We start from the raw sequence: 14958 nt of genomic DNA, 5'->3' as shown, positions 1-14958 counted from the left end.
GCCCTACGCGGCCTGAAGGAAGGAGCCGACATGCCGCGTACGCTCATCAGAAAGAACCCAAGCAACTTCAAGACCCTGCCCCTGTTCGTCGAAGCGACCCCCGAAGGCCTGACTTACCAGAGCGTCGGGATGCCGCTGAATTTCGCCCAGACCTTACAGCGCCGCCGCCCTGTCGCGGTGGCCGATGCCGAGCGTTTTTCCCTGGAACTGGCCAATCTGGGCGTCTCGGTACGCCTGACCCTGCATTGGCAGAACCGCGACTATTGGGTACTGGTGCGCCAGCGTCGGCAGGATCGCGGCGACGTCGTGCTCAAGCTGATTTCCGGCTACGTCCCGGCCCACGAGCTGAACCTGCCGCTGCTCACCGCCATCAGCGAAATTGCCGAAGAGTGCCTGCTGGAAACCCCTGAAGGCTGGCTGGGTGGGCGTTTCAACGACACCTGGCTGCCGGCCCCCTACGCCACGGCCCTGCATTACCGCGAAGCCTTGCCGTTTCGCCTGACGCCACTGTCGGGCTCGGCCCGCCCGGTGCGCAGCGCCAATCTGCAGTTGATCGAGCGGCCACGGGCCTACGTGCACCTGCCGACGGCATCGCTGCAATTGATCTATGACTTGCGCCTGGATGTGCCCAAGGAAGCCAAGTCCCTGAGCCTGTTTCACGTCGATGAGCGCCTGGAAGGCGACCAGTTGGTGGCGCGCCTGGACCGCAAGCGCCCGGACCTGTACCTGATGCCGCTGCAGGACGGGCAGCCCTTGCCCGAGCTGTATACCTTGAAGAAAGATCAGTTGCACCCGGCCAGCACCCGTGGGCTGTACCTGGCGGAAAGTTTCGCCCGGCAGGACGGCTGGCTGGTGCGCGACGAGCGGATTCGCTGGAAGGACTGGCTGCGCCAGCAAGGGCTGACGCCACCGGGCAAGGAGTCGGGCCTGACCCGACTCAAGGGCAAGGCGCGGCAGTTGCTCAAGAAGATCGTGCCGCGCAAGGTGGCTCGTTAGAAACTACGCCACCCAGAGCGCTTTTGTGGCGAGGGAGCTTGCTCCCGCTTGGGTGCGCAGCGCCCACTTGAACTGGGACCGCTTCGCGCTCCAGCGGGAGCAAGCTCCCTCGCCACAACAGCCGCCAGGCTCAAACTGCCGCTCAGTTATTGCGGATCTTTTCCACAATCGCCGTCGTCGAGCTGTTTTCCACCAGCCCCAAGACTTTCACGGTACCGCCGTAGGCCGTGACGATGTCCGCGCCCACGACCTGGTCGATCCCGTAGTCACCGCCCTTGACCAGCACGTCCGGCTTGACCTGGCGCAGCAGGTTTTCCGGGGTGCCCTCGCTGAAGCTGATCACCCAGTCCACGGCGCCCAGGCCGGCCAGGACCGCCATGCGCCGGTCGACGCTGTTGATCGGCCGCCCCGGCCCCTTGAGACGGCTAACGGAGGCGTCGTCATTGACCGCGACGATCAGCCGATCACCCTGGGCCCTGGCCTGCTCGAGGTAGGTCACGTGACCGGCGTGCAGGATGTCGAAACAACCGTTGGTGAAGACGATGCTTTCGTTGTGGGCACGGGCGTCGTCAACGGCCAGCAGCAATTGCTCCAGGCCCAATACGCCGCGCTCGGAACCTTCCTCGCGCTGGATGGCACGGCGCAGCTCGGGGGCGCTGATGGCCGCCGTGCCGAGCTTGCCGACGACAATGCCGGCCGCCAGGTTCGCCAGGGCGACCGCGTGGGGCAGTTCCTCCCCGGCAGCGATCGCCGCGGCCAAGGTGGAAATCACCGTGTCGCCAGCCCCCGTCACGTCGAACACTTCACGGGCACGGGCCGGCAGGTGCAACGCCGGGTGATCGGGGCGCAGCAAGGTCATGCCGTGCTCGCCACGGGTCACCAGCAAGGCGCCGAGGTCGAGGTCCTGCATCAGCTGCGCGCCTTTGCTCACCAATTCGTGCTCATCGACGCAACCGCCGACGATGGTTTCGAACTCGCTGAGGTTCGGCGTGATCAGGCTGGCGCCCCGGTAGATGGAAAAATCCTTGCCCTTGGGATCGGCCAGGACCGGAATGCCACGGGCACGGGCGGCCTGGATCAGCGCCTGGTGGTTTTTCAACGCGCCTTTGCCGTAGTCCGACAACACCAGGACCTTGACACCTTCGAGCAGGTTTTCGACCTCGGCACCGAGGGCCAGGGGATCGGTGGCGAACGGTTCTTCGAAATCGATACGCAGCAATTGCTGGTGACGGCTCATGACCCGCAGCTTGACGATGGTCGGCTGGTGCGCAACGCGCTGGAATATCGCGCGTACACCCGCACCCTTGAGGCTGTTGGTCAGGCTGTCGGCGGCCTCGTCGTCACCGGTCACGCCCACCAGGGAGGCCGGTGCGCCGAGGGCAGCGATGTTCAAGGCCACGTTGGCGGCACCACCGGGGCGATCCTCGATGTGCTCGACCTTGACCACCGGTACCGGCGCCTCAGGGGAAATCCGTGAGGTACCGCCATGCCAGTAGCGGTCGAGCATGACATCGCCGACCACCAATACAGGGGCTTGATCGAATCGCGGCATGGACAACTTCATGGAGCATCCCACATACAAAATGAACAGGGGCGCGATATTAGCACAGGGTTGAGGCAGGCTCTTCCATGGCTGTAACCGGACGCGATAGCCGCTTTCAGGGGAAGCGCTGTACCAATGCCCACAATCGCTCGCAGGCCTCGCTCAGCACCAGCTCGCCCGTGTCGATATTGCCCTCGGGGGCCAGGGGAGCTTCGTACGGACTGTCGACGCCAGTGAAATTTTTCAACCGGCCGGCACGCGCTTCCCGATAAAGCCCCTTTGGATCCCGCTGGGCACAGACCTCGAAGGACGTGCTGACATAGACTTCCAGGAAGCGGCCCTCGGGAAACAACTTGCGCGCCGCCTCACGGTCGGATCGAAACGGTGAAATGGCCGCAACGATGACAATCAGCCCTGCGTCGACCATCAGCCGCGCTACCTCGGCAATGCGTCGGATGTTCTCATTGCGTGCTTCAGGCGTCATGCCCAGGTCACTGCACAACCCCCGGCGCAGGTTGTCGCCGTCAAGCAGACAGGTGTGAAGCCCCTGCTCGTGCAGCCGCACTTCCAGCGCATTGGCCAGTGTCGACTTCCCCGCCCCGGAAAGCCCGGTCAGCCAGATGCATAGCGGTTGTTGGAATTTGATCGCGGCCCTGGCCTGGGGGGAAACCGTCGACGTGTGAAGCGAGTTCTGTTGATGCATCGATACCTTTGACATCCTCTCCATGAATCAAGCATCTCCCATGCGCTGCCGGTAGCTCAGAAGTAAAGCACAGGCTGGCGCGGGCACGTCAACGAATCAGGGGCGGCCAGCCTGGCGATCATCCTGCGGCGAGGTGTCCAAGTGCCGAACCCAGAAAAGCTCATGCCGACGAACCGCCTTGCGGAAGAACTCATCCTCTCCGGTACGAGGCCAGCGACGCCCGGCCAGCAGGCGCTGGAGGGTGCGGCGCAAACGTCGCTTGAACGGAGGACGACCCTGCAAGTCATGTTGCATGCCCAGGGCCATGGCCTTGTCCATGCGGGTGGAAGCATCCAGCGACGGGCTCCACAACCCATCGGCCGGCAAGGGTTCGATGGCCGGCGGCAGCGCAATGCCATGGCCTGCCGGCCCCATCGGCCAGCGGTCGTTGTCATGCAGGTGATTGGCATAGAGCAACAATGCCTGCGGCCGCCAGGAACTGAGCTCGATCGCCTCCATCAGCGCTCGGGTGCTGGCGACATGATCGCTGTGCGGGTCCAGTTCGGGATGTGGCGTCAACACCACCTCGGGCCGGCAATGTTCGAGCAAACGTGCCAGGTCGGCCACCAGGTTGCGCCACGTGGGCAAACCATCCCCGTCACCCGGCAGGCTCAAGGCATTGAACCGTCGGACCTTGCGAATATCGCTCTCGCCCGACTCCCGCGAGCCGAAGCCCTGGTCCGGCGCCTTCGCCATGGCATCCAACTGCAGGCAGTAATAACCCAGCTGCACGCATCGCTGTTGCGCCACGCCCCCCCATAACGGCACAGCCAGGCTGTCCCAACTGCGCAGGCGCCCCTTGAGACGAGCGGCTTCAGCGGGGGCCAGGCCCATGTCGCGATAGCGCTCGGCCTCGATTTCCCCCTGGGTCAGCGTAACGATGGACACATCGCTGGCACGGCTGTACAGCCCGAAGGCCGCCAGTTCGGCGTCATCGGCATGGGGGGCGACGATGAGCAGGCGCTGCTGGCCGAAATCCGGATTGCTCAGCACATGCAACGTAGCCTGTGGGGCAATGCCGCAAAAACGCCCGCGCAATGCCAGGGTCCCGTCCGTCAGTGCCGGTCCTTGCCCGGACAGATTGAGAAAACGCTCGCCGCAGACGCCCCGTTCAAGATCCTGACGATCATCACCAATCCAGACGTGGGGGTCGAGGAAGCGTCCCAGCCAATGACTTTTTATCCGCACCTGCAAGATCAGCGTCTGGCGGGCATCGAACTCACCCGTGACTTGCAGTTTCCCGCCAATCAAGCTGGCGGAAAATCGCGGCGTACCTGGCGGGAAGTCATAGCGATAATCGTCGCCCGGGGTATAGAACAGATGGTCGGAGAACCATGCTTCGTGGGCGACCCAGCCCAGCAGGAGAAATGCCGGCAACGACCACCACGAAACCGTAAAACCGAGCACCAGTGCGGCCAGCAGCGCACCCGCGAGTATCAGGCGCTTGCGTTGGCGATGGCGTTTGAGCAGTTGCTGCTTGCGTGCGCTCACGGTTCTGTTCCCTCGTTCATGGGCGGCGTGTCCTCACTCAGACCTGATAGACCGGAACCCGGTTGCACCAGCGATCCTTGTATTCGCGATCGGCGCGGCCGAACGAGTAGCGCAGCGGCTTGCCCGCCGCACGGGCCAGCTCCCATTGCGCCTGGGTGTTGACGAAGCTGAGCACGCTGCCCGGACTGAAGTCGCGGCTCTGCGGATCAACCCCGCCATTGATATATTCCAGGCTGAACCAGTCGGGCGCCTCGACCCGATACAGAATCTGGATCGCCACCGGTTCGTCATTCAGATAAATCAGCGACCCGGTCATGAATTCGCGCATCAGGCTGAACACCTCGGCCAGATGCGTCTTGCCCGGGACTTCGAAATTCCAGCGACGCTGGAACAGGTCGGCATACACCGCGGCCTGTTCGCCAGGGGTCAGTTCGAGCATGGGTCGGATACTGCCGCCCGCGTCTTCCAGCAGCCGCTGTTCGCGGCGCTGGTTGTAGCGGAACTTCTTGCTGTAGTCCTCGGGCTCGCGTGCCAGCGCCAGGCCTTCAGGTTGCTCGACGAGGCCAATGACGTGCGGCGCATTGAGTTCGGACACATACCGCATGCGGTGCCGCAGGCGAACCTGGGTGCCTTGGCTGATGGGCAGGATGACCTCGGCATTGCCCAGGTCGAGCATGCCCCGCTTGCCTTCACGCTTGAGCACATCCTTCGATAGCGCCACATGCCGGCCCCAGGTGGGCATGGCGGCGCACAGTTGGCCGTCAACGAGCCACCCAAGGTAGCGCACCGGAATGCCCACCAGCCCGGCCAGGCGTTCGACCACATCAGGGTGTGTCGCCACGCTGCCGCCGAACTGATGCCAGGCTTGGGCATAAGTCGCAGCGTCTATGGGGGTCCAACCGTTTTCCCGCCAAGCCCGCCAGTAACTCAGAATCAAACGAAGGACTCCTTCGCCGCCTCGTCGGCACCCTCGACGAAATCCTTTTCATGCAAGCGCGCGTAGAAGCCATTCAGCGCCAACAGCTCGGCGTGGGTGCCTCGCTCGACGATACGACCCTTGTCCATCAGCAGGATCAGGTCGGCTTTTTCGATCGTCGACAACCGGTGGGCAATGACGAGCGTGGTGCGTCCTTTCATCACCTGGTCCAGGGCGGCCTGGATATGACGCTCGGACTCCGTGTCCAGGGCCGACGTCGCCTCATCGAGGATCAACAGCGGAGCGTTCTTGAGCAACGCCCTGGCAATCGCCAGGCGCTGGCGCTGACCACCAGAAAGCAGCACGCCGTTCTCGCCGACCAGGGTGTCGTAGCCTTGCGGCATCTGCTCGATGAACTCGGCGGCGTAGGCATCTTCGGCTGCCCTGCGTACATCTTCGAACGGCGCACCGGCGAGATCGCCATAGGCAATGTTGTTGGTCACGCTGTCGTTGAACAACGTGACGTGCTGGTTCACCAAGGCAATGTGACGACGCAGGTTGTTCAGCCGGTACTGCTCGACATCCACGCCGTCGAGCAGGATTTGACCCTTGTCGTGGTGATAGAAACGCGGGATGAGGTTGGCAAGGGTCGACTTGCCGCTGCCCGAGCGTCCTACCAGAGCGATCATCTGGCCCTCTTCGGCGGTAAAGGAGATATCGTCGAGCACGAGTTTTTCCGTGCCCGGGTATTGGAAACTCAGGTTGCGCACTTCCAGGCGACCATTGACCCGGGCCATTTCCTGGGTCCCCGTATCGACTTCAGGCTCTTCGTCGAGTTGCTCGAAAATGCTCTCCGCCGCGGCCAGCCCTTTCTGGATCGTGGCACTGACTTCCGACAACTGGCGGATAGGCTTGGGTAGCAAGCCGGCAGCGGTGATATAGGCAACCAGCTCCCCTGCCGAGGCATCGCCACGCAGGTAAAGCACCAGGTACATCAACACGGCCATGCCGATGTAGATCACCAACTGCAGCATCGGCGTGTAGATCGACTGGGTGCGCGTCATGCCCAGGCTGCGGTTCATGTTATCGGCGCTGGCCTTGTGGAACCGCTCGATCTCATAGCTTTCGCCACCGAAGCTGCGCACCACGCGGTAACCCTGGATGGTTTCCGACGCCACATGGGTCACATCGCCCATCGCCACTTGGATTTTCTTGCTTTGCTTGCGGAATTTCTTGCTCGCGCTGCTCACCAGCAAGGCAATGACCGGCAGGATCGCCAGCAACACCAAGGTCATTTTCCAGTTGCTGTAGAGCAGATAGCCGAACAGGAACACAACGGACAACCCCTCCCGGATGACAACCTTGATGGCATCGGTGGCGGCACCGGTGACCATGGTCACGTTGTAGGTAATGCGGGAAATCAGGTGTCCGGAGTTATGGTTGTCGAAATAACGGTTGGGCAAGGTCAGCAGGTTGTCGAACAACGCGCAACGCAAGTCATGGACCACGCCCCGAGCGACCTTGGCCAAGTAGTAGTTGCCCAGGAATGAACCGATACCCTGGTAGACCGCAATCAGCACGATCAGCAGCGGAACCCCCAGTACCAGCGACACCCCCATGAATCGGGTGTCATTGGGCTTTTGCAGCGCGTCGAGAAAATGCTTGAGCATGTCCGCCAGCATCGGCTGGCTGGATGCGAACAACACGAAGCCAACGATACTGACGGCGAAAGCGCCCCAATACGGGAGTACGTATTTTAGCAATCGCACGTAAATCTTCATGCTCGATTGCTGGTCGGAATTGGCCATTCGGTGCGCCTCGCACGTTTGAAAAGACAGACAAGCTGCGGATTGTAACAGCGAACCAATTGCAACATTGGTCCAGCCAGGACGAAGGAGTGGGAGTACCGTCAGGAGGACTCCTCACGGCACGACCGCAGGGTCAGGAGACAGGAACGCTCCCATTGGAATTCCTGATTTCAGGGTTACCGCGAGCAGCCAATACTATGCTCAACGCAATGGGCAGCCAAGTAATCAGCCAGTCCGCGTTGGGCTTGAGCCATAGGCCAATGCCATCTGTCAGTAATGACACGCCGGAGAAAACCCACAGTATCAGCAGCACCTGGCCCAGCGGTTGCGCACGCGAAACCCAACCACGCCAGCCCGCAGCCAGCCAAAGCACGCCATACAACATCAGGCCAGGAACACCGAGACGTACACCGATATCCAGGAAAAGGTTATGGGGATGCTTGAATGACTGCCCGATTTCGGGAATGGGAATGAGGTAATCATGGAAACCCAGCCCCATCGCCCAGTGTTCCAGCATCAAGCGAGTACCAGCGCTCCATAGCTCTGGACGGTAGGACACACCACGTTGTAGGAAGACTTCAGGGGTCAATACAGCGATGAACGCTATCCCGGCAATCACCAGAGCGATCAAGGCTGCGGTCAGTCGCGACGGTCTCGCCACGCCCGCCATCAACAAACCGGCCAGCAGGCCGATCCACACACCGCGTGTCTGGTTGAAGCCCAAAAATACCGTGTATCCCACGGCAGGAATGATCAGAAGCATCATCACCCAAGGGCTGGAACGTTTGGTCTGCAACATGAATGTGCCGATGATCGCAAGGGCTCCTACCGCGTGCGCGGCGGGAATGGCGGTGTCCCACAAACCAATGGCAAGCAGTCGCGCACTGAAAGGCTGGGCGGCGAACTGGTAAAAATAGACCCAGGAGGCCAAAGCAAAAAAACCGCCCACGATCGATGCATACAGCAACATCGACTCGAACCGCCATTTGCGGTTCTGTGCCGCCAGCAATATGCCGGACAGCGTCAGCGCCACATAGATCGTCACCTTGACCTTGCCAAGGACGTTCTCTCCTCCCTCAACCCAAAGCACCAATAACGTCCAGGCCACGAATAATGCGTAAAGCACGCACTCCGGCTGCTTGAACAACAACCGAAAATCGCGACGGAACAGCGCCAGCAAGGCAGGCAGCCACAGCAGGAAAATCAACATCTGGTGATACAGCTTGTTTTCCGGCAGTACCCAAGCACCACATAGAAAAACCAGAAATCCAATGGATGCCCATGCCACCAGGACATCCTGGTCGATCAGTCTTTTTATACTGTTCAACATTCAGGTTCTGCTCAAAAGCCGATTGGCGACTCGTTGCAATTGAGCCCGATCGGCATTTTTCCAACTGCCCTTGATGCAGTAGCTCTCGGAAAGGTAATGAAGGAAATTGCGCCTCAAGCGCTCATCGAGCGGCCATTGCGGGAATGCATGGGCCAGCGCCATGACCTGGTCGGCATTATCGGCATGCATCACCAGTCCTTCCACATTGAAAAAGGCCTGGCCCAGGGTAAGCACGGGCTTGCCCAGCAGCAGGCTTTCCAGCCCCACGGTCGAATTGATCGTGATCACGAACTGACTGGCCTCGATCAATTGCTGCGTGGCATTGCCGTTGGCGAAGAGCAGGCGTTGGTGGGTGCGCTCATGCAGTTCGGGGTACGTCTCACGGCTGGACGGGTGCTCCTTGAACACCACCGTCATGCCCGTCTCCTCGGCGAGTCGCTCGCCCAAGGCAAACATGTCGCGCATATTCCTGATCCAAGGGGAAAACAAACGGACCTGGCTGTCACGATCATCCTGGAACGGAATGAAGACGAATTGCGTCGGCAGCACGATCGGCGCCGGGCCAGCGCTGCGTGGCGCACGAGGAATCAGCACCGGCGCAGCCTCGCTTTCCGGCACCGGGTGCGGGTAATCGAGGTAGAAACTGGCATCGCGCGGAACCGCGTTCAGATAATTCACGCCGCGCGGGTCCACGGTGGTGGTGTCGGGCAACAGGCCGTTCTCGAAAAAGAACGTCTTGCAACCGCTCGGCGCCAATGCCGCCAGCAACCGGCAGTAGCGGTGGGAGCCGTTCCAGAACGCCAACGCATCGGGGCGCTCCCGGTCAAGCAAGGCCTGGGCGCGCAGCGCCATCCAAAGGAGTTCGAGGCGTAGCAACAGGCGGTACAGCGCGCCGTTGTTTTTATTCTTGACCCGACGCTCTTCGCATTTTTCTTCAATCAGGCCCGGCCAATCGATGCGAGAAACGACCTTGGAGATCCGTAGAAACCTTGGCCAAGGCATCTGTTGAGGAGAAACGACTTTGCCCTGCAGCTCGGTTTCATTAAGCAAGCGGTTGAAATACAGGCCTTGGTGCTTGGCCAAGGATATGAACAGCGTTTTTGTCATGGAATATCCAGAGAGACGGCCCCAGGCAGGCCCGTAAACAGAGCGTGAGCCTTGGAAAAATTGACGCGACTATACCACAGCGGTTTTTGCCGCCCGCACACTGCGCTACCATACTTGGCTGCCCCCATCGGGCCAAGCCTTGGAGCCTTGATGCAAACGCTCGACCATACTGTTTACCTCGACCTGCGCGAAGGTGCCGATGTCCTCGAAGCCGATCGCCAAGGTGATAAAGTGCTGCGCCTGGCCGATGGCTCGATGCTCAAGTTGTTTCGCCGCAAACGCTTGCTGACTTCCGCGCTCTGGTCGCCATATGCCAGGCGTTTTGCCGACAACTGCCAGACGTTGCAGGAGCGCGGCATCGAATGCCCGCGAATTCGCCAGGTCTATCGCATTCCCGCCATCGAGCGTGATGCCGTCCATTACGACCCGCTGCCCGGCCGCACCCTCCGGCAATTGCTGGACGGGGATGCCCCGGATGAACTTCGGGCACGGCTCGGCGAGTTCATCGCCCACCTGCATCAAAACGGCATCTATTTTCGCTCCGCGCACCTGGGCAACGTGGTGCTGACACCTGAAAACACGCTGGGGTTGATCGATGTCGCCGACCTGAGGGCCTATGGCAGGCCACTGCGCAAAGGGCTGCGCCTGCGCAACTTCAAACACATGTTGCGCTATCGCCAGGACCGCGAATGGTTGCTCAAGGACAATCGGTTCCTGGAGCACTACCTCAGCCATCAGCAAACATGCAACGAACGGGAGCTGAGGCTCGCGCTCGATACCTGAATCGCCAGTCAGCCAGCGGCAGACAGCCTGAACACCTCGAAATCCTGCTCAGGGTCTCTGCCGCGCAGCAAGTCATCGACCAGCTCGACGGTTTTCGCCAACCCCCTGGAGCCGTACACCAGGTGATAATCGGCGAAGCTGCGGACCCTGGCCACGCAATCCAGGTAATCGCGCTCAAGCGCTTGCAACTGCTGGGAAAAAGCCTGCTCGTCGCGCACTTGCGGCCCGAAGAACAAGGCGTGGGAAAAGATATCCACATCGCTGCCGGCATTCACGTGTATTACCGGCCGCCCCGCCAGCCCCGCCTCGATGCCGGCATTGGACATGATGTTGACGACCACGCTGGCCTGGGCGAGCGCCTGTGCCAGCGAACAGTCGATAGCCAACAACTCGATGTTGGCGAATCGCGTCGCCGCATCGCTCCAGAATCGCGCCTTGCTGCGCGGATGGCGCTTGAACAGCAGGCGATAATCCGGGTTGCGCCCGGCCCAGTCACGCAGCAGCCGATAGGTGTCCTCGTAACCGGACTCTTTTTCTCGATCAGGCCCTACCCCCAAGACCAACAACGTCTTGATGCCTGGATCGGCGACGGGCAGGTCATAGGTTTCGTCGGCGAGGTAGGAGCCGACCAGTACCACTGTCGACTCACCGAACCGCAGTGGCCGCTCTTGCAAGGCTTCCAGCGAACTGCGCCCGAAGACCCCGTAATAATCGTAGTCGTTCATCCCCAGCCGGCGGGACGACTCCAACGTCGTGGCATGAGCCAGGTGCAGCAACCGGGCTCCACGCGCAGCCAACGCCAGACGCAGGAACGGCGCGTGGAGGCTGCCATTGCGTTCGTTGATCAATAATTTTGGCTGATAGGTCGCCACCAGCCATTGAGCGTGGGCGGCATAGACCAGATAACGCAACGGTACGGACTGTGGCGGCGCCATGAGCATGCGCTGAGCGCACGCATCGGCGGGCGAGCGGAGCGCGGCCTCCGTCAGTTGATGGCCGCGCTTGCGCAAGGCATCGATCAAAATGTTCTTGCGCCGCAGTGCCATGGACTTCGGCGCCGAATGCAACAGCAGCACTTCGCAAGGTGCCGCGTCCGCGGAACGCTGCAAGCATGCCTTGGCGCGCAAGCCAATCGCGACATCCACTAGCACATCGCGAACCAGCCGCAACAGGCTGCCAAGGCGACCGTGACGTTCGCGCAGCACTTTCCAACGATAGCGGTCCAGTTCACGTGCCTTTCGGGCCCAGCTTCCGCCGGCCTGGAACACACCGTCGTCAGACCCCGAGGCGCTCACTTGAATAGCAACCGGATGGCCTTGCGCGTGTAGGACCAGCGCGTGATGGAACGAAAGTCGGTGCGAACGGCCTGGGCATAAAAAGCCTTGGCATTGACATAGTCGCCGGCACTGTAGCAATCGCGGAACAACGACAGGCAGCGCTGGGCCATGAAGGCTTGGCGCAGGTCCTGCAATTGCTGCGGCATGCGTGCAGGGGAGAACACTTCGTCCACCATGCCCACGCCCGCCGCCAGACTCTGCCTGAGGTCATGTCGCATGCTGTCGCCATGCTTGTAGATCAGCGCCAAAGGCTGTTCAAGCACGGTGCACGGAAAGCGCGCCAACACCTGGGCAAACACCGGAATATCCTCGACGTTACGCAGGTGCTCCGGGTAGTTGCCCGGCCCGAACACTTCGCGATGCATTGCACAGGCGCCGTTGGACAGCGTCACCGTCTTGTCCAGCAGATAACCCCGAACACGTTCACGCGGCGTGGCCGGAAGTGGCTTTACGTCATGCTGGACGCGCCGTCCATCAGGAAACACGGACCAATGGCCACCGATGACCAGGCGAGTCTCAGGATGACTGGCTATATGTTGGGTGACCGCGGCCAGGGCACCGGGCGCCATCTCATCATCGGCATCGAGGAAGATCAGGAATTGCCCCCGAGCCTCCTCGATTCCGCGGTTGCGTACCGACGACAAGCCCCCGTTGGGCTTGCGCAGGGCTCGGAAGCACCCGGCATGTTCGGCCTGCAATTGCTCCAGGACCTGCGGCGTCGCATCGGTGGAACCATCGTCGATCACCAACAACTCGGCCTGGGCTTCGCCCAACTGCGCGATGACCGACTTCACCGCACGAGGCAAGGTCTCGGCGTAGTTGTAGGCCGGGATGACAACACTGACCAGCACCTCAGTCATAAGCATCCACGCCGTCTTTGACCACCAGGATGTCTTCCATGATCAGGTACTGCAGGTCCGAACCGAAGAACATGTTCAACGCGTCGGTCGGCGAGCAGATCATCGGTTCGCCACGCCGGTTGAGCGAGGTGTTCAGCGACACGCCGTTGCCGGTCAGGACTTCCAGGGCCTTCATCATGTCGTAGTAGCGCGGGTTGTATTCGCGCTTGAGCACCTGGGCCCGGGAAGTGCCGTCTTCATGGACGACTTCCGGCACGCGGGCTTTCCATTCTTCGGCCACTTCGAAGGTGAAGGTCATGAACGGTGCCGGGTGATCGACCTTGATCATCTGCGGTGCAACGGTGTCGAGCATCGACGGGCAGAAAGGCCTCCAGCGCTCGCGGAACTTGATTTGTTCGTTGATGCGATCGGCCACGCCACTGGCGCTTGGGCAGCCGATGATCGAACGACCGCCCAAGGCGCGCGGACCAAACTCCATGCGGCCCTGGAACCAGGCCACCGGGTTGCCGTCGACCATGATCCTGGCGATGCGCTCGGGGGTGTTGTCGATCTTGCGCCACGCAGGCTTGCTCGGATGACGGGCGCACGCGGCGATCACGTCTTCGTTGCTGTAGGCCGGGCCGAGGTAGACGTGTTCCATCTTCTCCACCGGCACGCCACGGGCGTGGGACACATACGCCGCCGCACCCACCGCCGTACCGGCGTCGCCGGAAGCCGGTTGCACGAACAGCTCCTTGACGTCGTCACGGGCGATGATTTTCTGGTTCAGCTTGACGTTCAACGCGCAGCCACCGGCGAAGGCCAGCTTGCCGGTTTCCTTGAGCACGTCGCCCAGGTAGTGGTCGATCATTTGCAGCGCGAGCTTCTCGAACAGCGCTTGCATGCTCGCCGCGTAGTGAATGTATGGCTCGTCGGCGATATCGCCTTCACGTTTCGGGCCGAGCCATTCGATCAGCTTCGGCGAGAAGTAGAAGCCCTTTCCCTTCTCTTTATAGCGGCGCAGGCCGATCACGTTGGCGTAGTCGGTGTTGATCACCAGCTCGCCGTTTTCGAACGAGGCCAGGCGCGAGAAATCGTACTTGCTGGCATCGCCATAGGGCGCCATGCCCATGACCTTGAATTCGCCGTCGAGCATTTCAAAACCGAGGAACTCGGTGATCGCGCCGTACAGGCCACCCAGGGAGTCCGGGTCGAAGAATTCCTTGATCTTGTGGATCTTGCCGTTTTCGCCATAGCCGAAGAAGGTCGTGGCGTATTCACCTTTGCCGTCGATGCCCAGGATCGCGGTTTTTTCCTGGAAGCCCGAGCAGTGATAGGCACTGGAAGCGTGGGCCAAGTGGTGCTCGACCGGCTCGATCTTGATCTTTTTCGGATCGAAGCCCAGTTGCTCCAGGCACCAGACGATCTTGCGGCGATAACGCTTGTAGCGACGGTTGCCCATCAGGATCGCGTCGAGGGCGCGATCCGGGGCGTACCAGTAACGCTTGGCGTAGTGCCAGCGCGCTTCGCCGAACAGGCTGATCGGGGCGAACGGAATCGCCACCACATCGACGTCGGACGGCTTGATGCCGGCCTGCTCCAGGCAGAACTTCGCCGACTCGTAGGGCATGCGGTTCTTTGCATGTTTATCGCGTACGAAGCGCTCTTCCTCGGCCGCCGCGATCAGCTTGCCGTCAATGTACAGCGCGGCGGAAGGATCATGGCTAAGGGCGCCGGACAGGCCAAGAATCGTCAATGCCACAGGGTCTAGCCTCTTAAGTCTGCATACGGGCGACAAGCGCCGCGAAAAATGGATGTGCCGCGCGCCAGGGGTGCGGGGCAGCTAAAGGGCGGGATTATAGCTTAAAAGCGATCTTAAGCCTCTAGCGGTGAGTCGTAGGGTTTACACGGTCCGTGGCGAGGGAGCTTGCTCCCGCTTGGCGCTGTAGGAGCTGGCGAAGCCTGCGATCTTTTGATCTTTCGCTTGAGACTCAAGTGCCTGGGAAAAGATCGCAGCCTCGCTTCGCTCGACAGCTCCTACAGGCGCAGCCCAGCGGGAGCAAGCT

12 protein-coding genes are annotated in these 14958 nt (G+C 61.2%); 2 read left to right on the top strand and 10 right to left on the bottom strand.

Going from position 1 to position 14958, the window contains the following annotated elements:
• Window positions 1–30: 30 nt before the first annotated feature.
• Entirely contained in the window at window positions 31–996 is a 966-nt protein-coding gene (locus AD659_RS01860) for a hypothetical protein (RefSeq protein ID WP_053117832.1), read from the top strand.
• Window positions 997–1138: 142 nt separating this feature from the next.
• Here AD659_RS01860 and hldE read toward each other — a convergent pair whose 3' ends face one another.
• The 7 genes from hldE to AD659_RS01825 form a co-directional block, all read right to left on the bottom strand.
• A complete protein-coding gene (hldE, locus tag AD659_RS01855; RefSeq protein ID WP_053117830.1) occupies window positions 1139–2560 on the bottom strand; it encodes a bifunctional D-glycero-beta-D-manno-heptose-7-phosphate kinase/D-glycero-beta-D-manno-heptose 1-phosphate adenylyltransferase HldE in 1422 nt (473 codons plus the stop codon).
• A 94-nt stretch (window positions 2561–2654) separates the two neighbouring features.
• Window positions 2655–3242 carry an adenylyl-sulfate kinase gene (gene cysC / locus AD659_RS01850; protein WP_053117828.1) on the bottom strand — a complete coding sequence of 196 codons (588 nt, stop codon included), beginning with the start codon at window positions 3240–3242 and terminating at the stop codon, window positions 2655–2657.
• A 96-nt stretch (window positions 3243–3338) separates the two neighbouring features.
• Complete coding sequence (locus AD659_RS01845; protein ID WP_053117826.1) at window positions 3339–4772, bottom strand: PIG-L deacetylase family protein; 1434 nt, start codon at window positions 4770–4772, stop codon at window positions 3339–3341.
• A gap of 37 nt (window positions 4773–4809) precedes the next feature.
• Entirely contained in the window at window positions 4810–5706 is an 897-nt protein-coding gene (locus AD659_RS01840) for a GNAT family N-acetyltransferase (RefSeq protein ID WP_053118179.1), read from the bottom strand.
• On the bottom strand, window positions 5706–7496 hold the full coding sequence (msbA, locus tag AD659_RS01835; protein ID WP_053117824.1) for a lipid A export permease/ATP-binding protein MsbA: 1791 nt from the start codon (window positions 7494–7496) through the stop codon (window positions 5706–5708). Before msbA ends, AD659_RS01840 begins: the two co-directional genes overlap by 1 nt.
• 133 nt (window positions 7497–7629) lie before the next feature.
• A complete protein-coding gene (locus tag AD659_RS01830) occupies window positions 7630–8826 on the bottom strand; it encodes an O-antigen ligase family protein (RefSeq protein ID WP_053117821.1) in 1197 nt (398 codons plus the stop codon).
• Window positions 8827–9933 (bottom strand): capsular polysaccharide export protein, LipB/KpsS family, encoded by a 1107-nt coding sequence (locus AD659_RS01825; RefSeq protein WP_053117819.1) that lies wholly within the window; start codon window positions 9931–9933, stop codon window positions 8827–8829.
• Between the two features lie 150 nt (window positions 9934–10083).
• Here AD659_RS01825 and AD659_RS01820 point away from each other — a divergent pair, with 150 nt between their 5' ends.
• The gene (locus AD659_RS01820) at window positions 10084–10716 is read left to right on the top strand and encodes a BUD32 family EKC/KEOPS complex subunit (RefSeq protein ID WP_053117817.1); all 633 of its coding nucleotides are present in this window, start codon (window positions 10084–10086) and stop codon (window positions 10714–10716) included.
• Window positions 10717–10724: 8 nt separating this feature from the next.
• Here the strand turns inward: AD659_RS01820 and AD659_RS01815 are convergent, their stop codons facing one another.
• From AD659_RS01815 to AD659_RS01805, 3 genes are read right to left on the bottom strand one after another with little or no spacing between them, the layout of a single operon-like run.
• On the bottom strand, window positions 10725–12011 hold the full coding sequence (locus AD659_RS01815; RefSeq protein WP_231987635.1) for a glycosyltransferase family protein: 1287 nt from the start codon (window positions 12009–12011) through the stop codon (window positions 10725–10727).
• The gene (locus tag AD659_RS01810; RefSeq protein ID WP_053117813.1) at window positions 12008–12913 is read right to left on the bottom strand and encodes a glycosyltransferase family 2 protein; all 906 of its coding nucleotides are present in this window, start codon (window positions 12911–12913) and stop codon (window positions 12008–12010) included. Before AD659_RS01810 ends, AD659_RS01815 begins: the two co-directional genes overlap by 4 nt.
• Window positions 12906–14654, bottom strand: coding sequence for a carbamoyltransferase family protein (locus AD659_RS01805; RefSeq protein WP_053117811.1), 1749 nt, complete (start codon window positions 14652–14654; stop codon window positions 12906–12908). Before AD659_RS01805 ends, AD659_RS01810 begins: the two co-directional genes overlap by 8 nt.
• Window positions 14655–14958 lie beyond the last annotated feature (304 nt).

The sequence above is a fragment of the Pseudomonas thivervalensis genome (assembly GCF_001269655.1).
In the GTDB taxonomy this organism is placed as follows: domain Bacteria; phylum Pseudomonadota; class Gammaproteobacteria; order Pseudomonadales; family Pseudomonadaceae; genus Aquipseudomonas; species Aquipseudomonas thivervalensis.
Note: the sequence above shows the minus strand (reverse complement) of the source record. Positions and strands in the feature narration are given on the sequence as shown.

What these genes read in the sequence shown, in the direction of transcription:
- AD659_RS01860 (WP_053117832.1), top strand. Translation starts at nt 31, where the DNA reads ATGCCGCGTACGCTCATCAGAAAGAACCCAAGCAACTTCAAGACCCTG.
- hldE (WP_053117830.1), bottom strand. Translation starts at nt 2,560, where the DNA reads ATGAAGTTGTCCATGCCGCGATTCGATCAAGCCCCTGTATTGGTGGTC.
- cysC (WP_053117828.1), bottom strand. Translation starts at nt 3,242, where the DNA reads ATGCATCAACAGAACTCGCTTCACACGTCGACGGTTTCCCCCCAGGCC.
- msbA (WP_053117824.1), bottom strand. Translation starts at nt 7,496, where the DNA reads ATGGCCAATTCCGACCAGCAATCGAGCATGAAGATTTACGTGCGATTG.
- AD659_RS01830 (WP_053117821.1), bottom strand. Translation starts at nt 8,826, where the DNA reads ATGTTGAACAGTATAAAAAGACTGATCGACCAGGATGTCCTGGTGGCA.
- AD659_RS01825 (WP_053117819.1), bottom strand. Translation starts at nt 9,933, where the DNA reads ATGACAAAAACGCTGTTCATATCCTTGGCCAAGCACCAAGGCCTGTAT.
- AD659_RS01820 (WP_053117817.1), top strand. Translation starts at nt 10,084, where the DNA reads ATGCAAACGCTCGACCATACTGTTTACCTCGACCTGCGCGAAGGTGCC.
- AD659_RS01810 (WP_053117813.1), bottom strand. Translation starts at nt 12,913, where the DNA reads ATGACTGAGGTGCTGGTCAGTGTTGTCATCCCGGCCTACAACTACGCC.